Source organism: Pedobacter psychrodurus, from assembly GCF_032678585.1.
Lineage (GTDB): Bacteria > Bacteroidota > Bacteroidia > Sphingobacteriales > Sphingobacteriaceae > Pedobacter > Pedobacter psychrodurus_A.
Window position 1 is genome coordinate 90046 of the sequence record NZ_JAVTSN010000023.1, and the last position, 21511, is coordinate 111556.

The window sequence follows — 21511 nt, forward strand, 5'->3', positions numbered from 1 at the left end:
ACCCCTCGGTTTTTTGAAAATCTAGGAGTCATGTTTTATAATTAAGTCGGTTAATCTAGCTAATGATTTGAAAATGAGCGTGCAGTATTGCTTCTGAAACAGTAGTCCCGTTATCGCTTATAGTCCTCTCCCGATGAAGAATCAGGATGCGGGCTATTCCGCTCTACCGGGTTTAAAAACAATGGGCTTTGCACAAAACCCTACCAAACGTTCCTACGGAACGAAACGCAAATAACATCTGTTATTTTGCTACCCACGAATCGTCCCGCTGGGACGGTTTATTTAGTTAAAAATAAAAAAAAATTATCATCCTGAGTCTGTCGAAGGACAATTTCATGCTTTTTAAAAAAGATTTCGAAATAAATTCAGCCGGACGGATAAAATCGAGGTATCGCCCTACTCGTCCCGCTGGGACGGCTTATTTAGTTAAAAATAAAAAAACATTATCATCCTGAGCCTGTCGAAGGACAATCTCATGCTTTTTAAAAAAGATTTCGAAATAAATCCAGACCTACCGATAACATTGGGGCATCCTTCTGCTCGTCCCAGCGGGACGATTCATAGGTAGAAAAAAATGGGTATATTTTTTTCGTTCCGTAGGAACGTTTCGTGTGATGTGAGCGGTTATTTTTTCGTAAATGTTCCCCTCGTAAAACCTTCTCCAATTAATGTTTGATCATCTCTGATCAATAACATAATGGTGTTCTGTTGATCATACAATTTGATCATGTCGCCTTCAATTACATATTTTGAAGTAAAAATAGAATCAGTATAAGCATCGGTAACAGTTACCGAATCTTTCGATTTAAAGCTGAAAGTTTTGTATTGTATGTCTTCGTTGCTGGCAAAAGTGCCTGTTACCACTTTAGCTTGAATAAAAGTAATGTAGCAAAAATAGCTCGTTACGAGGATTACAATAACCGAAAAGCCGATCAGGAATTTATTTCCACTGGCATATTTAATCGAAAAGTATAATATCGTAATCAATATTAAACCCACCACCACAAAAAAGATAATATTGGTATAATCTTTCTTTTCCTGGGGTACAGATGCCGAAATTGGTGTCTTTTCAACAGCAGCTTTAACAGGTGAAATCCGCACTAAAAATTCTTTGCTCACCCATCCTTCACCATTAGTGACCTTGATTTTATAGAAACTTGTATTTGATGAATCGATAACGGCAACATTTTCACCTTTTGGGAGGTGCCCAACGATTTTACTTTTCGGATCGGCTTTTTCCCTAACCCTTAAATCATCTGCAGTTGCACGGTACATGTCGTTACTCGCTGTTGCCTGCGACATAGAGGCTGGCTGCGCAGCATTTGGCTGAGGTGCAGGTGGAGTAGCTGGTTTTGCTGCCGGAGCAATTTTTTCAACGAAATCTTTACTCACCCAGCCTTCGCTGTTTTTTAATTTAATCTTATAAAATTTAGCATCACCTGCATCTAAAACCGTCAGATTTTCATTCTTAGAAATCGATCCGATGACCTTACTTTTCGAATCCTTAGTTGCCCTAACACGCAATTTATCGGCTTTAACACGGTATATATCTTGTGCATTAACAGTAGATGAAAATATAAAGAGGGCAAAAAATAGGAATAAAATTCTGGTCATGTTGTTTTTTTATAGATGCTTTAACAGAGCGTTAATTGCGTAAAAAAGCATCTGTTTTTAAGATGCCTAGCGAGCCATTATTATGCCAAAAATAGAAATTCTTTTACGAATGGCTCTAGAAAGATCTAAAAGATTTTCCAACAAAGTTTATCCTAACAAAAAATCAGGCCTTACAACAGTGGGACAGGATTATTTTCTTTTAATTACATAAAGCCCGTTTCCACCGCGATCGCCAACATTTGTTCCGTAGGAAAGGATAATAAAAGCAACATCCGATTTATCTTCAAAAGCTTGTGGTACTTTGTATAGATCCAGATTGATTTCGGCTTTGGTAAAAAAGCCTACATCTTTGAGGGCAATTTCCTTAAATCGGATGACCTCTGTTTTATGTTTTAGCGTTAAATAGGCATCCCCGCCCCAGGTTTGTGGCAATCCGGTATATCCTGCCCTACCTTGTAGGTTTTCTTTTTTGAAATATTTTAAAACAACCGGGTTCTTCGGATCTGTCCAGTTGTAAGGACGGCCCTCAACCTGATTGCGATTTTTATAGCTCAATAACGGATATTTTCCTGTTATGCTACTTTTTAATGGGATAAACCTATTTCCTTTAACCGGATAACCTTTAAAATCCAAATCATTTTCCGAAGCCATGTCCTGATAAATCCGTTCGTCATTCTTTTGGCTGTTCATAGCCATCCATCCCTGAGCAGTTTTGAAATAAAAAGTTAAATAATCCCAATCTTTTGAAGCCTTATAGGTAACTGCCTGTGCATTTTTGTAATTCTTTTCAAAATTCTCTTCCCAGGATTTCCCATCCATTTTAAAATCCTGATTTTGGAACACAGTAAAAACTTGCTTTTGCTTATTATTAGAGATAGACCAATCGATAAAATAGTCTGCACCAAAAACAACAGCGTCGTTATGAAAAGTGTGTATGGCGCTGGTATCGTTAACCAATGAATCGATTACATTTCCACGGGCATCGAGTTTATGGTATACTTCAAATGCCTGGTTTACATGTGCAGTGGTGATGATAAAGCCACCTGTTTCGGTATCGTAATCTATATTTGCAGGATCATAGAAAAGATATTCGGCTTCAAAATGTTCAGATTGTGCACCGTTATTTAAATAGGGGTATTGTTTAAGTTCACGGGGAAATAAGATGTTGCTCCATGCGATATTGATGGCTGTAAATTTAAACAGGTAGACTACGAGCAGAAGGAATAATATGGCAAGTACAGTCAAAATATTTTTTTTGGTCATGTAATTTAGATTAATCTACCAGCTTCCGCCGGTACCACCGCCACTGCTGCTGCCACCGCCCCAGCTACTGCTCGATGAAGAGGATGATGAACTGCTGCCCGATGAAGAAGAACTCGATGACGAGCTGGATTCGACCAGCATGGCAAGCGTGATCCATTTTATAAATTCTGTTTTTTTACAAAAACTACATTCATTAATCAGCTTTGCCTGGCCAGCGTGACTATAAGTGGCCTGTTTAACCGTTACGCGTTTATTCAGCTTGTAGGTTCTAAAATTACATTCAGGGCATTCCGTATAGCCATTGTATTCCTCTGCAGGCCACGTTTTGATGATATGTTCTTTATCATCAGCACTTTCCCAGATATCGTAATCGTAAGCCTTAACCACTTCCTCCTTACGTTGGCCTGGTGTTAAAAAAGGCTCACCTTCGATATTGATATCACGATCTACTCTGATCATTGGGTTGTTTTTACTATCCAGAATTGGTTTAAAGCGATCTATGGTTTTAACACGCTTGATCAAATGGATTATAATGGCGATTAAAATGATCGGAGAAAAGAGCACTAACCACCAGTTTTTCTTGTGGAAGGCCACAACCGAATCGAAAAAGTTTTTATCATCCTGGTGTGCTTTCCGCAATTGTGAAATGTAGAAAAGATACCTGAAGAAAAGTCCTATGGCTAAAATAGAAAAAAGAATATAAGGCACTTGCGCCAGCTTGATGTTTCTGAAAATATCAAAAGCCCCTGTAAAAACAAGAACAAAGATACAGGCTATGATAAGAAAGAAAATCACACCACAGCCTTTCGCTATGGTCGTATCATAACTGCTCTTCTTGTCAAAGGCTTTTAAATTTAAACCATTTTTAGCCTGTCGGTTCACGATTTTGAACACCCCCCAAAAGGCCAATATGATTATTCCTGTAGGTAGCCAAAAATTTTCTAAACTGCTGTTGCTTTCGCGTTGCGTAAAAAATTGATTCAGTTCTGATTTGTGTTCAGGATTTAAAATAATAACACCAATTGCGTTAATGGTATTGGTAATACCCGTGCTAAAATCGTTTTGCCTGAAAGCGGGGAGGAGATTTTGTTCGGCAATATGTTTAAGCTTAACATCCGGCAATACACCTTCAATCCCAGTTCCCGTTATAAAGCGGTATTTTCGACGGTCTTTTGAAATAAACAGAAGCAAACCGTTATTGCTGGTTTTGGATCCAATTCCCCAGGTGTTAAAAAGCGCGTACGCAAAATCAAAATCTTCCTTGTCGTGATCAAAATCATTCACGATTACCACTGCCACCTGAACATTGGTTTGGTGCTCAAATTGGGTGATGGTGCCATTTAAAGTTGAAACCGCACCATCACCTAATATCAGATCAGGATCACTTACATAACCGCCACCATTTTTTTTAGGGTCTGGAATGTCTTTAACCTTGTATGCCGTTTGTCCAAAAGCAACATTTGCAGTTAAAAGGAAGAAAAATAAGGTAAAAGATTTAAATAAATGAGTGTTGAGCATCGTATAAATTTAGCTGTAGGTTTTTTACCTCATCATTTAACAATCGAGTAGCACTTTGGTTTACTCTTTTAATATTTTAGCCAAAACTTTATCCAGTTTAGCTTTATCTTTCATGTAGGCTTCTAAATCGTAAAGCTTTACGGTTTTAAATTCTATCGGGTGACTTTCGCTCTGCAATGAAATATAACCTGAGGTTAAAGCTTTGCCATCTATTTTCACTTTTGGATCGAAATTAGAAACATTACCACCACCAATTTGCGGTTTGGTATATTCTAGTACCACTTCGCCAGCAATAATGTGTTTTATAACCGAATCGCCCAATACTAAAAATTCTGCCGTTACCCATTGGTCGCCAGCATAAGTTTTCGATTTAGAATCTAAGCAGTGCGGCGTAAATAATTTACCATTGTAATTGATTAATGTACCCGGTGTACATACGTTACTGGTGTGGCGTTCGTGTTCGCCATCCCCGCCAAGAATCTGTCCTTCAATTGAAATTGGAAAATCCTGGTCTTTTAACATCGTAGCAGGATCCTGGCAATGCAACATGGCACCACTGTTTCTTGTAGCCCAGCCCTCACCACCTTTAGCCTGATCGCCAACAAAACGGTAGGTTACTTTTAAAAGATAGGCCGAAAAAGGTTTTTTGTAGAAAATATGTCCGTATTGCTGGTCAAATTCTTTGTATCCATCATAACTTACTTTCATTACACCGTTTTCAACACGGAAAGTATTGGCATAATTTTCTTTGTAATCATGTTTGGCGATTTTGATATTCCAATCTTTAAGATCTTTGCCGTTAAAAAGATTAATCCAGCCTTTTTGGGCATTGGCATTTAAGATTACGAGCGATAAAAATAATACAGTAAGGTAAATTGATTTTAATTTCATGGTTAACATTTGGGTTAGGTGCTAAAAGTATGAAATTTTTTTCTCTAAGAAAACAGTAGTAGTACAGTTAGTTCGGAGTCGGAAGTCAGGAGTCGGAAGTCTTTAGTCTATAGTTGGATAGTTTATGGTTGATTGTCTGGTAGCCAATTAAACAATCAGTTTATTTCTCTCTATATGTAACCCTAATGGGTAATTTATTTTATAAAAATCAATATGATTAACGTATAAATTATTTTTTTCCCTGCTGCTCCGTCTTGCCTCGGCTCGCCGCCGCCGAATGGCTCTTTCTTTTTGGCATCAAAAAGAAACAAAAAATGCCGGCTGAAAATTTTTCTTTCGAAGCAAGTGGAATGGCTGGTTCAGTGGAGCCCGAAAAATTTGTTAGGCCGGATTTAAGTAGAACGAAGATATGGTGCTATGGCCTAGTTGGCTGGAAATGCACAAGTAATAAGACTCTCATTAGTAAGTAATTACCAAATAACATTAATGGTAGCGGAGTCGAAGGGCTGGTGGCTCCTTGCTGGGAGTTTTTAATCGATTTAAACAATAACCAGTTTTCAGTTGGTCGTTCTACAGTTAACCAATTTCAACAATTAACCGATTAACCACTCTAACCAACTAAGAGGCTAACGAACCAAAAAAGGCTCTACTCTTTCCAATGCAAATGCCAGTTGTTCTTCCTGGGTAAGATCGGTATTGTCTAGAATAACGGCGTCGTCAGCTCTAACCAAAGGACTTTCTTTTCTGGTGGTATCGGCATAATCGCGGTGTGCTAGGTTTTCGAAAACTTCCTCTAAAGTAGTTTCGTTATTGCCTTTGCTTTCCAGTTCCTTAAATCTGCGTTCGGCCCTGATTTTTGGATCGGCTGTCATAAAGAATTTTACAGGTGCATCAGGGAAAACGGTGGTGCCGATATCGCGCCCATCCATAACAATGTTTTTTGATTTTCCCATGCGCTGCTGCTGTTTCACCATTTCGTGGCGAACAATTTTATGCGCTGATACCTCACTTACATTTTCTGAAACAGGCATTAAACGGATTTCATCAGAAACTTCTTCACCGTTTAGGGTAATGTGTGATTCGTAATCGCGTGAATGGAAATTTAATTCGATGTGTTGTAAAGCATCAACAACTTTGGCATCATCAGCAATATTGATGTTATTTCTTAAAAAATACAGGGTAACGGCACGGTACATCGCTCCGCTATCTACATAAATGAAACCTAATTTTTTAGCCAATGCCTTTGCTAATGTACTTTTCCCGCAAGATGAGTAGCCATCTATTGCTATTACCAGGTTTTTCTTCATCGTGGTGCAAAGGTAAAAAATAGAAACAAAATGCTGAATTTTTTAAAGGTATAAAGATAGATTCTAAACAAGTTTATGCTAAAACATTGATTTGATGGATGTGTTTAATTATAAAAATAATACACCATTATGTTACTATCTGAAAGAATGTTGTCGGCGCTGAATAATCAGGTTAAACTGGAAGCCGAATCATCACAAGTTTATCTGGGCATTGCCTCATGGTTAGAAACGCAGCCTGGTTTAGAAGGTTATACAGAATTTTTCTACCGCCAGAGCGACGAAGAACGTCACCATATGCTTAAGTTGATCCATTATATTAACGACCGCGATGGACATGCGATAATCACGGCATTAGATATGCCGAAAAATTCTTTCTCACAGGTAATAGAAGTATTTCAGGATTTTTTGGATAATGAGTTATTGGTGTCCAAAAGTATTAACGATCTGGTAGAACTTTCGCTGAACGAAAAAGATTACCTTACTTTCAAATTCTTGCAATGGTATTTAGATGAGCAGTTGGAAGAAGAAAAAATGGCGAAAACCATGTTAGAGAAACTTCAATTGGTTGGCAGTGATAGGGGAGGTATTTACCAGTTGGATAAAGATATCGTGGGTTTGCGTAGCAAGGTGAGCGCGTCAAAAGAAGAAGAATAACCTATTTTTATTAAGCTCCAAATTCTTACTTTTGCGGCATGTTACCCACAAGAGAAGAAATTTTACGGTCTGTTATTTTCAAAACCTCCAGAAGTGGGGGCAAAGGTGGGCAGAACGTAAATAAGGTTTCGAGTAAGGTAGAACTTATTTTTAATGTTGATGCTTATGCATATTTTAGTGATGAGGAGAAAACATTACTAAAAGAAAAATTGGCTAATCGCCTGGATACTGAAGGCCTGTTACACATCGTTTCACAAGAAGATAGGAGCCAGCTTTTAAACAAAGAGAAAACCATTGCGAAACTGATCGATTTATTAAGGCGTTCGCTTATTGTACAGAAGAAAAGAAAGCCAACCAAGATTCCTAAAGGAGTTATCGAAAAGAGGTTAAAAAATAAAGCCTCCACTGCTGAAAAGAAAAGAAATCGGAAAGTAAGTGATTTTTGAAAATACAATGTGTCAGATAGAAATATCTGACACCACATTTACACAGTTAATGGCGAGTTTTTCAACTTTCCAACCTTTGAACATTTAACCTAACTCTTCCCAAACCGATAATACAAACTCAATCCCCCATAATTCTGTGCTTTGGCCACACTTTTAACCTCTTTGGTTTTGAAAATCACGTTAAAATCTGCTGTGAACCGTTTTGAACTGTAATTTATACCAAATTGTTGTTCAAAAACAATTGGTTTTACGCCAAATGTTAGCGGACTATTGTCGTTAAATAAACTTCCCTGAATGGTGGCATCGTAGGCAACAAAGTTTAATTGTGGTTTTATATAAAAGAAGAATTCCGAATTGTTTAGGCTTTTGGTTTTAGCATTCCCGATCACCGCATTATGGTACGCACTATTGAACAATTGATTTACTTTTCCAATTCTGAACAAGACTGATGTTCCCAGTCCGGAAAATGTTGTACCTAAATTGGCATATCCCTGTGCACTGATATCGACAATTGGGTCTTCGGGTCTGAAAAGTAATTTACTGTAATTTGCAGCAAGGTTTATGGCCAATTCATTTTTGATCTGGTAATCCCAGCCTGCAGGCGTATAAAAACCAACCGTTTTATGTAAAAAACGCTGTGCGGTTTGTGCGAGCGAATTTGGTCCAACGGTTCCCAATTCTACACTGGTTTTTAAAACACTTTCATTTTTATAGAAAACAGAATAAGCACCACCAGCATAAAGATAACCCGCAAAAGGCCTGTCCTGATCTTCTTTGTTAGGAACCATGCCCCAGTAAGGGGTGTACATTTTCTGCCCGGCAGAAATTTCGTAGGTCTTTTTTTCTATTTTGTCCGACAGTTTTTCGGTATTAATGGCATGGCGAAAGTAGATAAACAATCCATTGGTATAATAACGGTCGTTTAAAGTTGCCAGATAAGCATCGTTTTCGGTTTTAAAACCAAACTCGTTTTTAAATGACTGTGCGAAACTGGCTGAAGCAACCAAACAAAAAACTATGGCGGATAAAAGTGATTTCATAAAAAAAGCCCAGGCAATTACCTGGGCTATAAAAGTATTTATTGTTATTGGATTTTTAATTGTTAATCCAAAAGAATTACAATTTAGTTCACAATCGGAGCAATTTTAATGCTTAAATCCAATGGTTTTTTAACCTTATTCTTAGTTAAGGCCAGCTCAATTACTTCGCTCATTTCGGTTACATAATGGAATGTTAAGTCTTTAATGTAATTTTCTTTTATTTCTAAAATATCTTTACGGTTGCTTTTGCAAAGGATAATTTCTTTAATGTTTGCTCTTTTGGCCGCAAGTATTTTCTCTTTGATGCCACCAACCGGAAGTACTTTTCCGCGTAGTGTGATCTCGCCTGTCATGGCTAAATGTTGTTTCACCTTGCGTTGTGTAAATGCGGATGTTAATGCGGTAAGCATGGTTACTCCAGCCGATGGACCATCTTTTGGCGTAGCACCTGCCGGCACGTGAACATGTACATCCCAATTGTCGAATAGCGAATAATCAATGTCGAATTCGGCTGCATGGGCACGTAAATAAGCCAAGGCAATTACTGCCGATTCTTTCATTACATCACCCAGGTTACCGGTTAATGTTAATTTTCCTTTTCCAGGGCTTAAGCTTGATTCGATGAAAAGAATGTCGCCCCCAACGCTTGTCCAGGCTAAACCTGTTACTACACCAGCCACTTCATTTCCTTCGTACAAATCCTTATCGTAAATCGGAGCGCCTAAAATACGCTCGACATCATCACTGCTTAAGTTTGCATCATAGGTTTCTTCCATGGCGATTTTTGTGGCCACACCACGCACCAAAGAACCTATTTTTTTCTCTAAACCACGAACGCCCGATTCTCTGGTATAATCTTCGATCACTTTCTCAATCAGGGCAGTTTTAAGACTGATATCCTTGGTTTGGATTCCATGATTTTCTTTCTGTTTTGGTAACAGGTATTTTTTAGCGATCTCTATTTTTTCTTCAATGGTATATCCGTTAACCTCAATTATTTCCATACGATCTAACAAAGCAGGCTGTATGGTGCTTAAAGAGTTTGCTGTTGCAATGAACAGGATATTTGATAAATCGTAATCCACTTCCACATAATGATCGTAAAACGCATTATTTTGCTCAGGGTCTAAAACCTCCAGCAAAGCTGATGATGGATCACCACGGTGGTCGGTACCTACTTTATCAATCTCATCTAAAACAAAAACAGGATTATCTGCACCAGCTTTTTTAATGGATGAAATGATGCGGCCAGGCATCGCACCAATATAAGTTTTACGGTGACCACGGATTTCTGCTTCATCGCGGATACCGCCTAAAGCCATACGTACATATTTACGGCCCAATGCTTTTGCAATTGATTTGCCTAAAGATGTTTTACCAACTCCCGGAGGGCCAACTAAACATAAAATTGGCGCTTTCATATTGCGTTTTAGTTTGAGTACAGCCAGGTACTCAATAATACGCTGTTTTACTTTCTCTAAACCAAAATGGTCTTTATCTAAGATGCGCTGTGCTCTTTTTAGGTCGAAGTTATCTTTGGTAAATTCACTCCAGGGTAAATCTAAAAGTAACTCTAAATAATTTAACTGTACCGAATAATCAGGCGCGGCAGGGTTCATTCTACCAAGCTTATCTATTTCTTTATCAAAGTGATCTGCAACTGCCTGAGTCCATTTTTTCTTTTTAGCTCTTTCCTGTAGGGCATCAAATTCTAAATCGGCCGAGTTACCCCCCAATTCTTCCTGAATGGTTTTTAGCTGTTGATTTAAGAAATAATCGCGTTGTTGCTTGTCTAAATCGGTACGTACTTTCGATTGGATCTGATTTCTCAGCTCGAGCATTTGTAACTCGACCATTAAAAGCTCCATTACTTTTTGTGCCCTTTCCTGCAATTTACCCATTTCGAGTATTTTTTGCTTATCGGCCATTTCGGCATTCATGTTTGATGAAATGAAATTGATCAAAAATGAATTGCTCTCGATGTTTTTAAGCGCAATACTGGCTTCGCTCGGGATGTTTGGAGAAAGCTGTATAATCTGCGAAGACATTTCGCGGATAGAGGCAATCAAGGTTTTGAACTCTTTATCTGCCTTGTGTTTCTGCTCCTCAAATTTCTTAACAACAGCTTTGATGTAAGGTTCGTTCTGTACCTCTTCAATCAAGCTGAAACGTTGCTTGCCCTGGATGATTACCGTGGTATTTCCATCGGGCATTTGCAAGAGCTTAATGATGTTTGCAACAGTACCAACGGTGTTAAGCTGCTCAAAAGTAGGATCTTCTATCGAAACATCTTTTTGAGAAACTACTCCAATAATTTTATTTCCTTTGTACGCTTCTTTAATTAATTTAATCGATTTATCTCTTCCAACGGTAATGGGAATCACTACACCTGGAAATAAAACTGTGTTTCGCAAAGGCAATATGGCCAACGTTTCGGGCGTTTCCTCATTGTTCATTTCCTCTTCGTCCTGTTGAGACATTAGAGGGAAAAATTCGGTATCCTCGTTTATGATTGGCATTGCTGTATGGAAATCAAATATATCTTGTTTACTCATTATCACATTTTCCGCTAACGACAAACTGGCAGTTTAATCGTATCCACTTTGTTTAATTTTGTTATTAAGTTAATAAATTCAACTCTTGTGCCAAAGTGAAAATAGCATTAATCTTATGTTAAAAAGGCAGAGTAACATAAATATTTCAGCCAGTATCATATAAAGCATATTTTAACGTTTAAGCTAATGTTTAGGACGTTTGGTTTAAATGAAAGAAAATTAAAAACTTTTAAATTATCAGAATAGGATTATATTGCAAAAAATTTCTCCTATAAATTTTGTTAGGCGTTAGATTCGTTAAACTTATTACTCATACATGAACTATTTTAAAAAGGCTATTTTAGGACTCATTATTTTTTCATCTACCGGTAGTTTTGCCCAAAGCAGTTACGAAAGAAGCATGCAGGCCATGATGAAAGGTGATTATAAAACTGCCGCCGCTCAATTAGAAAAAGCTGATGCCAAAACACCTGATAATGCAAATGTGCTGCAAATGCTTGGTTATTCTTATTTTCAAAACCGTGAATACGAGAAATGTATTGCCACCTATAGCCGTTTATTAACGATTAAACCTACTGAAGTTACGGCTTATTATTACCGCGGCATAGCCAGGTTAAAAATTGCAAATGATCCGAAAGAGTCGTTAAATACCATGCGCGAGAATTTTTATTTGGCATCTCTCAAAGATTTTACAAAAGCAATCGAAATTAATGGTGATGAAGATGCCCAGATGTTCCAGAACCGTGGTTTAGCGTATAAAGATTATGCAATTTTCAAATCTTTTAAAGCAAAGAAAAAAGAAGAAAAAGCAGCTTGTGTGGCATCTTTCAATAACTCAATAGCTGATTTTCAGAAAGTATTGACCCTACAGCCCTTAAGAAAAGATATTATTGACTGGGTAACTTACGATAAAGCCCAGATAGCAACCTTAAAATAAAATTTAGTCATAAAGAAAAGGGGAATGAATAACTTCGAGTCCCCTTTTTTTATTTCAATTTTCCAACAATTGAATATTTCTTCTCATTTAACAACCTGATTTTCTGTTGATTTTTGATCGAATATAAGCTGTCGGGATAATAGGTTAAGGTATCCAGCGATCGGTATAAGATATTTTTGTTATCGATAATGATCTCTATTTTACCTGCTTTCTGCCCTTTCCAGGTAATAGAAACCTTTTTGATAGGGATTTTTTTATTATCAGAAGTATAACTATCTACTCCGTTTTGTTCTTTTATTTTAAAACTCCCTTTCCACGATGTTTTATTAATGTCGGCATTGACAAAGATGGCCAACTCTTTTGTCCAGTCGGCTATTTTGGCTGTTTTATTTTCTGCCGCACCATTTATGCTAACCGTTTTGTTTACATCTGGATTTAGTTTTTGCAAACGGGTAATTTCCTTTTCGAAATATCCTTTTAAATCAAAATATAATAAATCAGTATTTGCTTCGGCTTCTTTTCGCTGATTACAGGAAAACAAGGCCAAAGCAAATACCAGAAGATACAGTTTTTTAACCATTATACTAAAACGTTTCCTGTCATTTCTTCTGGAATGGCAACACCTAATATTTTTAAAACAGTAGGAGCAATGTCGCCTAATTTTCCATCAGCAATGGTTTTATAATCCTTATCGATTAAAATACAAGGAACCAGGTTGGTGGTGTGTGCGGTATTGGCAGACCCATCTCCGTTAACCATAAACTCCGAATTGCCATGATCGGCCAAAAGAATAAATGAATAACCGTTCGCCAAACCTGTATTTACAACCGTTTCTGCACATTTATCAGCCGTTTCTACTGCCTTGATCACTGCTTCAAAAACACCTGTATGGCCAACCATATCCGGATTGGCAAAGTTTAGGCAGATAAAATCGGCCCAACCCGTTTCCATTTCTTTGGTAATGGCATCTGTAATTCCTGCTGCACTCATTTCTGGTTGAAGATCGTAGGTTGCTACTTTAGGCGAAGGAACTAAAAGTCGTTTTTCATTTTTAAATTCAGCTTCCCTTCCACCTGAGAAAAAGAAAGTTACGTGTGGATATTTTTCAGTTTCGGCAATGCGGATCTGGTTTTTATTATTATTCGCCAGTACTTCACCAATGGTTTGTACTAAATCATCTTTAGTGAAAATTACATTTACCTTTTCAAAACTTTCATCATAAGTTGTCATCGTAACATAATACAATGGCAGTTTATGCATTTGTTGTTCCGGGAAATCCTTTTGTGTTAAAGCCGTTGTAATCTCACGACCTCTATCGGTACGGAAATTGAAACAGATCACCACATCGTCGTTTTGAATGGTCGCTACCGGAGCGCCATTATCTTTTGTTAAAACAATTGGTTTTAGAAATTCATCAGTTATGCCATCTGCATACGATTTTTTAATGGCTGCCAAAGCATCCTGAGTTTTTTCGCCAACACCATTAACCATTACATCGTAAGCCTGTTTAACACGCTCCCAACGGTTATCGCGGTCCATTGCATAATAACGGCCAACCATTGTAGCCAATTTGGCATTGGTATTTTGAATGTGATTTTCAAGGTCGGTAATAAAACCCAATCCAGAGTTAGGGTCAGTATCACGGCCATCTAAAAAAGCATGAACATAAGTGTTCGGTACCTGTGCCTCATTTGCGGCATCACATAAGGCTTTTAAATGCTCGATGTGCGCATGCACGCCACCGTTCGAAACCAAACCTATAAAGTGAACCGCTTTGTTGTTTTGTTTGGCATAATCGAATGCGCTTACCAAAATAGGATTGCTGTGTAATTCTCTGTCTGTAATGGATTTGTTGATTCTTCCAAGTTCCTGGTAAACCACACGCCCAGCACCTAAATTCATGTGTCCAACTTCAGAGTTGCCCATTTGTCCGGCTGGTAATCCTACTGCTTCACCAGAGGCTTCCAGTTTAGAATTAGGATAGTTTTTTAATAGCGAATCGAAAAAAGGAGTATTGGCAGCATAAGCAGCATCGGAATTATCTTGTTTTCCGTAGCCCCAACCATCTAGAATTATAAGTGCGAGTTTTTTATCGTTTACCATTTTTATTGAAAAATTTATGATCCATATTAAAACATTTTCATGTATAACATGTTTTAGTGTTTTGTTTATATGGCAAATATAGCTTTATTGAAGCTTATACAAATTAAGAAATCCTTTTTTTGATATGCTAATGGCATAATTTTAGCTATAGGGTTCTGTATAAAATACAGAAATGATCCGGAGCTTATTTTTATTCATTATTAGTTTGTCATCATTATATAGTTCTACAGCCCTCCAGGCTGATATTATTGATGATTTATCCTCGTATTTTAAGGCTGGCAATTCAAAAGAAATAGCCAAAAATTTTGCTTCAACCATCGAACTGATCATAATTGATGAGGAAGATGTATACTCAAAAGCACAAGGTGAACAGATTTTGAGAGATTTTTTCATCAAACATCCTCCGGTAAAAACAAGTATTTTTCATAAAATTAATACCAATCCAAACTACCGCTTTGGTGTAGTAATCTTAAACACTGCGAAAGAAACTTTCAGGGTTTCCATTACCATGAAGAAGTTCAATACAAGCTTTTCGATTACGGAATTGAGAATCGAACCTGCAAAAGATTAACCGCGTAGCTGATTAATTCTTAAAATCCGCTATTCAGCGTATCTTTATACCCATTAGTAAATTGTCTGCTAACAAATATTTCTTATTTTTGCGGCATAAAATCTACATTTTGGATATTCAACTTATACAACAATTTATAAAAAATGCCCTTACCGAAGATGTTGGTGACGGCGATCATACCTCACTTTCAACCATTCCTTCTGGAACACAGGGAAAAGCCAAGCTGATTATCAAAGAAGATGGTATTTTGGCGGGGATTGAACTGGCTCTTGAGATTTTTAAGGAAGTTGATGCCAATCTGAAAGTTGAAGTATTATTGCAGGATGGTGCAGCAGTTAAAGTAGGAGATATCGCATTAACTGTTGCAGGAAGCACACACGCTATTTTAATCGCAGAGCGATTGGTTCTAAACTGTATGCAACGCATGAGTGGTATTGCTACTAAAACCCATCGAATTATTTCGTTATTGAAAACAACTAAAACCAAGATTTTAGATACCCGTAAAACTACGCCTGGTCTTCGTTATTTAGAAAAATGGGCAGTAAGGATTGGTGGTGGCGTAAATCACCGCATAGGTTTATATGATATGATCTTGATTAAAGATAACCATGTAGATTATGCCGGTGGGATTTCGAATGCCATTACAGCTGCTCAAAAGTACCTCGTTGATCAAAATAAAAGTCTTCAGATTGAAATTGAAGTTAGGAATCTGGATGAATTATCGCAGGTTTTGGCTATTGGTGGTGTTGATCGTATTATGCTTGATAACTTCAGTTTTGAAAACTTAAGGGCTGCTGTTGCATTAATCGATGGCAGATTTATTACAGAGGCTTCAGGTGGCATTACCGAAGAAAATGTTGCCGAATATGCGGCCTGTGGTGTAGATTTTATTTCGATGGGCGCGCTTACACACTCTGTGAAAAGCCTGGATATGAGTTTAAAAGCATACTAAAGTGATTTGCTATAAAATTAAAAGCTTATTTTTTGTATCATTGTAGGCTATGGTTACGGTTTATTCTCTCAGCGCGCTATTAATTGCTTACCTTTTTGGATCTATACCAACAGCTGTATGGCTTGGTCAGGCCTTTTATGGGGTTGATGTAAGAGAATACGGAAGTGGTAATGCTGGCGCTACCAATACTTTTAGGGTATTGGGCAAAAAAGCCGGAATTGCCGTAATGATCATCGATATTGCGAAAGGTTATACCGCAACCAATCTGGCTTATTTAATCGGCATGTCGGTAACCGGGCCACAAAACTCAGTCGTTTTTGTTAATTATCAGCTTGCGCTTGGCGTAACCGCAGTAATGGGGCATTTATTTCCTGTATTTGCTGGTTTTAGAGGGGGTAAGGGGGTTGCTACGCTTTTTGGAATGATTTTGGCAGTTAACTTCGAAGCATCTATGCTTTGTGTTCTGGTTTTTGTGGTGGTATTGTTATTAACTAAATATGTTTCGCTAAGCTCCATCTGCGCAGGATTTACTTTTCCGCTCAGTGTGGTGTTTTTGTTTCAGGTTTCGATCAAATCTGAAGTGCTTTATGGCATGGTGGTTTGTATCTTAATCCTCGTTACGCATCAAAAAAACCTCGAAAGGTTGCTGAAGGGCAAAGAATCTAAAGTGTATTTGTTTAGGAAGAAAACGAATTAATTGAACAAAACACATTTCATTAAAACTTATTTATAGGCTTACTGTTTAATCTTCGGTTTTGCTTATCAGTATTTACTAATCATTTTAAATCGCATTTATGAAAAAGTTATTTTTAACAGCGAGTGTCGCTGGGATTTTATTATTTAACTCATGTTCTACCGTTCCGTTAACAGGCCGTAGTCGATTTGATTTAGTGAGTAACGATCAGGTGCTGCCAATGGCGTTCCAGGCTTATAGTACTTTCTTAACAGAAAATAAATCGACAGTTTTACCCGCTTCTAATGCGCAGGCATTAAAGGTGAAAACTATCGGCAGCAGGCTAATTACAGCTGTAAAATCGTATATGAATAGCAATAACTATGGTAACCTGATTGCAGACTACCAATGGGAAGTTAACGTGGTTCAGAATAACGAAAAAAATGCCTGGTGTATGCCAGGTGGGAAAATTGTGGTCTATACCGGGATTTTACCTGTAACGCAGGATGATGCAGGTTTAGCTACCGTAATGGGCCACGAGATTGCACATGCCATTGCTGGTCACTCGGCAGAGCGTATGTCGCAGGAGATGGTTGCACAGGGTGTTGGTGCAGCAGCAGGTGTAGCTTTATCTAAAAACCCGAAAACGCAATCTATTTTCAATACCCTATACGGTGTAGGTACTCCGGTTGCCATGCTAAAATTTAGCCGTAACCAGGAGTTAGAAGCCGATCGTTTAGGTCTGATTTTTATGGCCATGGCCGGATACAATCCACAAAGCGCTACTGCTTTCTGGAATAGGATGTCGGCGTCTTCTGCAGGTGCACAAAAACCGGCAGAGTTTTTAAGCACCCACCCAAGTGATGCCACGCGTATTGCACAGATTCAAAAATATTTACCCGAAGCACAACAGTATTATAAAAAGTAAGGTTAGAAGCCGGAAGATAGAAAGGCGGAAGGTTTTTGCATCATGCAGAAATTTTCCGCCTTTTTTGTTTTCCGAAAATTTGTCATTCTGAGTTTAAGAAGAATCTGAAATTCGAAAGTGTAAAACGTTACAGTAAGAGATAAAAAGATTCTTCACTGCGTTCAGGATGACATACTATGAATGAAAAATTTAACCAATAAACTAACCCCCCAATACCTTCAAAATAGCACTGGCTTTCAATAAACATTCATCGTATTCTGAAACGGCACTGCTTTGATAAGTAATAGCCCCACCAACCTGAAAAGATAAATATTTAGCCTCAGCGTTATATAATATGCTTCGGATAACCACATTAAAATCGAAATCCCCATCCGGACTGATGCATCCGACTGAGCCCGAATAAATGCCACGTTTGGTTACTTCATATTCTTCAATCAATTTCATGGCTTTAACCTTTGGCGCACCTGTCATGGAACCCATTGGGAAGGCGTTTTTAATGGCATCAATAAAATGAACCTTCGGATTTAATTCGCAGCTAATGGTAGAGATCATCTGATGAACCTGCGGAAAGCTGTAAATGCCAAATAATTCATTAACGGTAACAGAACCCTTAGCAGCCGATTTGGTAAGGTCATGACGTACCAAATCAACGATCATTACATTTTCTGCCTGTTCTTTAATGTCGTTCCTGAGCTGCAATTTTATAGCCTCATCTTCCACTGGATCCAAACTTCTTTTAGCAGTTCCTTTAATGGGTTGTGAGGTAAGTTTTGATCCTCGTTTGCACAAAAATCTTTCAGGTGTAGCAGACAAAATATATTGATCGTAAACCTTAAAATAACCCGCAAATGGAGTAGGGGATACTTCGTTTAACGCTTCAAAAGTTTGGACTGGGTTTATTTCGGCATGTTTGGCAAAAAACTCCTGACAAAAATTAACCTCGTAAATATCCCCCCTGATGATATGATCTCGTAATGCATCTACTTTATTGATGTACTGGTCTTTTGATAATCTTTGTGTGATTTTTATCGCTTTCGATTGGTTTTTTGGCTTAAACTGAAACGAATCGATATCCGTTAAAATGGAGTGATCGCCAATTAAGACCTCAGCTTTACCATTTTTAAATGCGATCAAATATTTCGGAACGAAAAAGTATAAATCAGGGAAGCCCAAATGATCAGGATGACTGGAATAGAGATCTTCAGTTTCGTTTTTTAAATCGTAGCTAAAGAATCCAAAAACCCATTGTTTATGTGTAATATAAAAGCTTTTTAACTGGTCAAAGGAGTTGCCTGCCGAACATTTTAATTCAGCGTCTGCACCCGCAGCGATAATAAAATCGTAGGCCGAATAGGCATCTTTGTAATCGTTTGAATCTAAAAAACAACATACTTCGAACTGGTTTGCCCAGTGCAATGCTTTTTGTTTAAAATGGGATATATTTTGTTGGTTTTTCAAGTTGCGGCAAAGGTAGAAATTGAGATGGTAATTGTAAGAAATTAATTTTACCTTGGATTTTATAAACTCATGAAAGTAAAGTATCTATTCCTCTTCCTCCTAGCTATACTCATATTCAGTTGTTCGATGCTTAAACAAAGAAAAATTTATCTTGACGAACTTCAAATCGCTAAAGTGAAAATGGAAACGACTAATGCGAAAGATTCCTGTGCAATAGTAGATATCCTGTACTACTTTCCAAATATGGAAAAGTGCGAATCGAACAAAAAATTTGCAAACCTATATGTATGTAAACAGGAATCAACAGGAGACACGCTTTATGTTTTTGCTGATTGCGGCCGGGAGAAAACCCTTCCATTTTTTAAAGGCGTTTATCTTGCAAAAGATAGTATTAAAAATAAAGTTGTAAAAGAGCTGGTGGTTTCGATACCTGAGAATTATATCATCCCCAAAAAAGCTAAATATGTTTTCTCTGATTTACTCTGGGTAGAAGATTGAAGATGATGTTAAGCAGGTTGTTAAGTTAATTTGCTATCAATTGATAAGCGTTGTCAACTTTCGCTCGCTTCTGTCATTAAAGTTGACAAGGCTGAAATGAAAAAAGCAACCCGTTATGGATTGCTTTTCTTTATTATCTATCTCCGTCATTTCGACCGTAGTGGAGAAATCTTTATAGGCGATTCATATAGATCTATCTTCCGAAAATTCGGGACTGCGCTGCAGTCGAGATGACGAAAGTCGTACTTTAACGTAATTCTAAAGTTTGTGCTCTATCTGGTCCTACCGAAAGGAATTTAATTGGCACTTCTAACTCTTTTTCTAAGAACGCGATGTAATCATTCAATTTAGCTGGAATTTGATCAACTGAAGTAATTTTAGTTACATCAGTAGCCCAGCCATCAATTGCTTTTAACACTGGTTTTGGTTCGATAGAAATAATGTCATAAGGCATGTAATCGATCGTTTCACCATTATATTCGTAATGTGTACAAGCATAAATAGTATCGAAAGTATCTAAAACATCCGCTTTCATCATAATTAACTCGGTAACACCGTTTAACATGATGGCATATTTTAATGCAGGAAGATCAATCCAGCCACAACGGCGGGCACGACCTGTTGTTGCACCAAATTCGTGACCTAAAGCGCGTAAATTTTCGCCAACTTCGTTATCCAATTCAGTAGGGAAAGGACCGCCACCAACACGTGTGCAATATGCTTTAAAGATGCCATAAACAGCACCAACTTTATTAGGCGCAATACCTAAACCAGTACAAGCACCAGCAGTTGTAGTGTTACTTGAAGTTACAAAAGGGTACGAACCGAAATCTACATCCAATAAAGTTCCTTGTGCACCTTCAGCTAAAACGGCTTTTCCTTCTTTTAAGAAACCATTAACATAGTGCTCGCTATCTACGTGCGGAATGGTTTTTAAGAATTCGATCGCCTCGAAGAATGAAGCTTCTTTTTCTGCCAGTTCATATTCGAAACCTTCGTAATGAGAAAGAATTTCAGTGTGTTTTTCTACCAATTTAGCATAACGCTCTTTGAAATCAGGTAGGGTAGTATCGCCAACACGTAAACCATTACGTCCGGTTTTGTCCATATAAGTTGGACCGATACCTTTTAAGGTTGATCCAATTTTATTTTTACCCATACGTGCTTCATTTGCAGCATCCAATAACTGGTGGGTGGGTAAAATCAAGTGTGCTTTACGGGCAATTACCAATTTGCCATCGGCAACAGGATCATGTCCAGCTTTTTTTAAATTATCTAACTCTCTTTTTAGGATTATAGGGTCGATTACTACGCCATTACCAATAAGATTCATGGTTTTTTCGTTAAAAATTCCTGAAGGGATTGTATTTAAAACGAATTTTTTGCCATCGAACTCTAAAGTATGTCCGGCATTTGGGCCACCCTGAAAACGGGCAATAAGATCATATTTTGGACTTAGTACATCAACGATTTTTCCCTTTCCTTCGTCGCCCCATTGCAGGCCGAGAAGTACATCTACTTGCGTCATTATTTAATAAATTAAGCTGGTTTTATTTGTATTATGATTTAATTTCTTCGATTTTTTCGGCTGTTTCTGCACTTTCGCTTACTTTTCTGGCCATACTGCAATCGGAGCAGAAGCCATAAAGATTTAGCGAATGGTGTTTCACATCAAATTTTAAAAGATCACCAACCATGGTTTGGATCTGGTGGATTCGGGGATCGCAAAATTCTACTACTTTACCACATTCAATACAGATCACGTGATCGTGCTGGCGGTAACCGTAAGATTTTTCGAATTGTGCCATGTTTTTACCAAACTGGTGTTTGGTAACTAAATCGCATGAAACCAATAACTCCAAAGTATTATAAACCGTAGCACGACTTACGCGGTACTTTTGGTTTTTCATATGGATATAAAGGGTTTCTACATCAAAGTGGTCGTTTCTTGAATATATTTCTTCCAATATAGCGAAACGCTCTGGTGTTTTACGTAGATTTTTGTTTTCTAAATAAGCCTCAAAAATCTTGCGAACGAGCTCATTTGTTTTTTGTTCAGACATAGTTTTTAAACTCCATTCAAAGGTAGGTAAATTGTTTTGA

The 21511-nt window shown here is 37.7% G+C and carries 20 protein-coding genes; 8 read left to right on the forward strand and 12 right to left on the reverse strand.

Annotation, left to right across the window (positions count from 1 at the left end; all coding sequences use genetic code 11):
* Window positions 1-624: 624 nt before the first annotated feature.
* The 5 genes from R2S57_RS16120 to cmk all read right to left on the reverse strand — a co-directional run bounded on the left by R2S57_RS16120 (window position 625) and on the right by cmk (window position 6593).
* The gene (locus R2S57_RS16120; protein WP_316845986.1) at window positions 625-1614 is read right to left on the reverse strand and encodes an SH3 domain-containing protein; all 990 of its coding nucleotides are present in this window, start codon (window positions 1612-1614) and stop codon (window positions 625-627) included.
* A gap of 189 nt (window positions 1615-1803) precedes the next feature.
* A complete protein-coding gene (locus R2S57_RS16125) occupies window positions 1804-2877 on the reverse strand; it encodes a hypothetical protein (protein WP_316845987.1) in 1074 nt (357 codons plus the stop codon).
* Window positions 2878-2892: 15 nt separating this feature from the next.
* Window positions 2893-4395 (reverse strand): TPM domain-containing protein, encoded by a 1503-nt coding sequence (locus tag R2S57_RS16130; protein ID WP_316845988.1) that lies wholly within the window; start codon window positions 4393-4395, stop codon window positions 2893-2895.
* Between the two features lie 60 nt (window positions 4396-4455).
* The gene (locus R2S57_RS16135; protein ID WP_316845989.1) at window positions 4456-5286 is read right to left on the reverse strand and encodes a DUF1080 domain-containing protein; all 831 of its coding nucleotides are present in this window, start codon (window positions 5284-5286) and stop codon (window positions 4456-4458) included.
* A 626-nt stretch (window positions 5287-5912) separates the two neighbouring features.
* Window positions 5913-6593: a (d)CMP kinase gene (gene cmk, locus R2S57_RS16140; RefSeq protein WP_316845990.1), complete on the reverse strand. Its 681-nt coding sequence runs from the start codon at window positions 6591-6593 to the stop codon at window positions 5913-5915.
* A 129-nt stretch (window positions 6594-6722) separates the two neighbouring features.
* On the opposite strand from cmk, the gene R2S57_RS16145 reads away from it, so the two are divergent.
* Window positions 6723-7247 carry a ferritin gene (locus tag R2S57_RS16145; RefSeq protein WP_316845991.1) on the forward strand — a complete coding sequence of 175 codons (525 nt, stop codon included), beginning with the start codon at window positions 6723-6725 and terminating at the stop codon, window positions 7245-7247.
* Window positions 7248-7285: 38 nt separating this feature from the next.
* Window positions 7286-7693: an alternative ribosome rescue aminoacyl-tRNA hydrolase ArfB gene (gene arfB / locus R2S57_RS16150; RefSeq protein WP_316845992.1), complete on the forward strand. Its 408-nt coding sequence runs from the start codon at window positions 7286-7288 to the stop codon at window positions 7691-7693.
* Window positions 7694-7782: 89 nt separating this feature from the next.
* Here arfB and R2S57_RS16155 read toward each other — a convergent pair whose 3' ends face one another.
* The gene (locus R2S57_RS16155; RefSeq protein ID WP_316845993.1) at window positions 7783-8733 is read right to left on the reverse strand and encodes a lipid A deacylase LpxR family protein; all 951 of its coding nucleotides are present in this window, start codon (window positions 8731-8733) and stop codon (window positions 7783-7785) included.
* An 83-nt stretch (window positions 8734-8816) separates the two neighbouring features.
* Window positions 8817-11288: an endopeptidase La gene (gene lon / locus R2S57_RS16160; RefSeq protein ID WP_316845994.1), complete on the reverse strand. Its 2472-nt coding sequence runs from the start codon at window positions 11286-11288 to the stop codon at window positions 8817-8819.
* A 316-nt stretch (window positions 11289-11604) separates the two neighbouring features.
* On the opposite strand from lon, the gene R2S57_RS16165 reads away from it, so the two are divergent.
* A complete protein-coding gene (locus tag R2S57_RS16165; RefSeq protein ID WP_316845995.1) occupies window positions 11605-12225 on the forward strand; it encodes a tetratricopeptide repeat protein in 621 nt (206 codons plus the stop codon).
* Window positions 12226-12274: 49 nt separating this feature from the next.
* Here R2S57_RS16165 and R2S57_RS16170 read toward each other — a convergent pair whose 3' ends face one another.
* Window positions 12275-12805: a hypothetical protein gene (locus R2S57_RS16170; protein ID WP_316845996.1), complete on the reverse strand. Its 531-nt coding sequence runs from the start codon at window positions 12803-12805 to the stop codon at window positions 12275-12277.
* Window positions 12805-14328, reverse strand: coding sequence for a 2,3-bisphosphoglycerate-independent phosphoglycerate mutase (gpmI, locus tag R2S57_RS16175; protein ID WP_316845997.1), 1524 nt, complete (start codon window positions 14326-14328; stop codon window positions 12805-12807). The genes R2S57_RS16170 and gpmI overlap by 1 nt, the downstream gene beginning before the upstream one ends.
* Window positions 14329-14533: 205 nt before the next feature.
* Here gpmI and R2S57_RS16180 point away from each other — a divergent pair, with 205 nt between their 5' ends.
* The 4 genes from R2S57_RS16180 to R2S57_RS16195 all read left to right on the forward strand — a co-directional run bounded on the left by R2S57_RS16180 (window position 14534) and on the right by R2S57_RS16195 (window position 17452).
* Window positions 14534-14899, forward strand: a complete 366-nt coding sequence (locus tag R2S57_RS16180) for a DUF4783 domain-containing protein (RefSeq protein WP_316845998.1) — start codon at window positions 14534-14536, stop codon at window positions 14897-14899.
* A gap of 109 nt (window positions 14900-15008) precedes the next feature.
* Entirely contained in the window at window positions 15009-15851 is an 843-nt protein-coding gene (gene nadC, locus R2S57_RS16185; protein WP_316845999.1) for a carboxylating nicotinate-nucleotide diphosphorylase, read from the forward strand.
* A 49-nt stretch (window positions 15852-15900) separates the two neighbouring features.
* On the forward strand, window positions 15901-16548 hold the full coding sequence (gene plsY / locus R2S57_RS16190; RefSeq protein ID WP_029279402.1) for a glycerol-3-phosphate 1-O-acyltransferase PlsY: 648 nt from the start codon (window positions 15901-15903) through the stop codon (window positions 16546-16548).
* A 97-nt stretch (window positions 16549-16645) separates the two neighbouring features.
* The gene (locus R2S57_RS16195; RefSeq protein WP_316846000.1) at window positions 16646-17452 is read left to right on the forward strand and encodes a M48 family metallopeptidase; all 807 of its coding nucleotides are present in this window, start codon (window positions 16646-16648) and stop codon (window positions 17450-17452) included.
* Window positions 17453-17653: 201 nt separating this feature from the next.
* Here R2S57_RS16195 and R2S57_RS16200 read toward each other — a convergent pair whose 3' ends face one another.
* On the reverse strand, window positions 17654-18910 hold the full coding sequence (locus R2S57_RS16200; protein WP_316846001.1) for an anthranilate synthase component I family protein: 1257 nt from the start codon (window positions 18908-18910) through the stop codon (window positions 17654-17656).
* A 180-nt stretch (window positions 18911-19090) separates the two neighbouring features.
* Here R2S57_RS16200 and R2S57_RS16205 point away from each other — a divergent pair, with 180 nt between their 5' ends.
* Entirely contained in the window at window positions 19091-19408 is a 318-nt protein-coding gene (locus R2S57_RS16205) for a hypothetical protein (RefSeq protein ID WP_316846002.1), read from the forward strand.
* 247 nt (window positions 19409-19655) lie between these two features.
* Here the strand turns inward: R2S57_RS16205 and R2S57_RS16210 are convergent, their stop codons facing one another.
* Together R2S57_RS16210 and R2S57_RS16215 are read right to left on the reverse strand one after the other, a co-directional pair.
* Window positions 19656-20936 carry an adenylosuccinate synthase gene (locus R2S57_RS16210; protein ID WP_187591286.1) on the reverse strand — a complete coding sequence of 427 codons (1281 nt, stop codon included), beginning with the start codon at window positions 20934-20936 and terminating at the stop codon, window positions 19656-19658.
* Between the two features lie 31 nt (window positions 20937-20967).
* On the reverse strand, window positions 20968-21471 hold the full coding sequence (locus R2S57_RS16215; RefSeq protein ID WP_316846003.1) for a transcriptional repressor: 504 nt from the start codon (window positions 21469-21471) through the stop codon (window positions 20968-20970).
* Window positions 21472-21511 lie beyond the last annotated feature (40 nt).

Bases quoted from the DNA above. Each gene is read 5' to 3' on its own strand.
- lon (WP_316845994.1), bottom strand. From the start codon at position 11,288: ATGAGTAAACAAGATATATTTGATTTCCATACAGCAATGCCAATCATA.
- gpmI (WP_316845997.1), bottom strand. From the start codon at position 14,328: ATGGTAAACGATAAAAAACTCGCACTTATAATTCTAGATGGTTGGGGC.
- cmk (WP_316845990.1), bottom strand. From the start codon at position 6,593: ATGAAGAAAAACCTGGTAATAGCAATAGATGGCTACTCATCTTGCGGG.
- R2S57_RS16155 (WP_316845993.1), bottom strand. From the start codon at position 8,733: ATGAAATCACTTTTATCCGCCATAGTTTTTTGTTTGGTTGCTTCAGCC.
- R2S57_RS16210 (WP_187591286.1), bottom strand. From the start codon at position 20,936: ATGACGCAAGTAGATGTACTTCTCGGCCTGCAATGGGGCGACGAAGGA.
- arfB (WP_316845992.1), top strand. From the start codon at position 7,286: ATGTTACCCACAAGAGAAGAAATTTTACGGTCTGTTATTTTCAAAACC.
- R2S57_RS16125 (WP_316845987.1), bottom strand. From the start codon at position 2,877: ATGACCAAAAAAAATATTTTGACTGTACTTGCCATATTATTCCTTCTG.
- R2S57_RS16165 (WP_316845995.1), top strand. From the start codon at position 11,605: ATGAACTATTTTAAAAAGGCTATTTTAGGACTCATTATTTTTTCATCT.
- R2S57_RS16195 (WP_316846000.1), top strand. From the start codon at position 16,646: ATGAAAAAGTTATTTTTAACAGCGAGTGTCGCTGGGATTTTATTATTT.
- R2S57_RS16120 (WP_316845986.1), bottom strand. From the start codon at position 1,614: ATGACCAGAATTTTATTCCTATTTTTTGCCCTCTTTATATTTTCATCT.
- R2S57_RS16145 (WP_316845991.1), top strand. From the start codon at position 6,723: ATGTTACTATCTGAAAGAATGTTGTCGGCGCTGAATAATCAGGTTAAA.
- R2S57_RS16130 (WP_316845988.1), bottom strand. From the start codon at position 4,395: ATGCTCAACACTCATTTATTTAAATCTTTTACCTTATTTTTCTTCCTT.
- R2S57_RS16215 (WP_316846003.1), bottom strand. From the start codon at position 21,471: ATGTCTGAACAAAAAACAAATGAGCTCGTTCGCAAGATTTTTGAGGCT.
- plsY (WP_029279402.1), top strand. From the start codon at position 15,901: ATGGTTACGGTTTATTCTCTCAGCGCGCTATTAATTGCTTACCTTTTT.
- R2S57_RS16170 (WP_316845996.1), bottom strand. From the start codon at position 12,805: ATGGTTAAAAAACTGTATCTTCTGGTATTTGCTTTGGCCTTGTTTTCC.
- R2S57_RS16135 (WP_316845989.1), bottom strand. From the start codon at position 5,286: ATGAAATTAAAATCAATTTACCTTACTGTATTATTTTTATCGCTCGTA.
- R2S57_RS16205 (WP_316846002.1), top strand. From the start codon at position 19,091: ATGGAAACGACTAATGCGAAAGATTCCTGTGCAATAGTAGATATCCTG.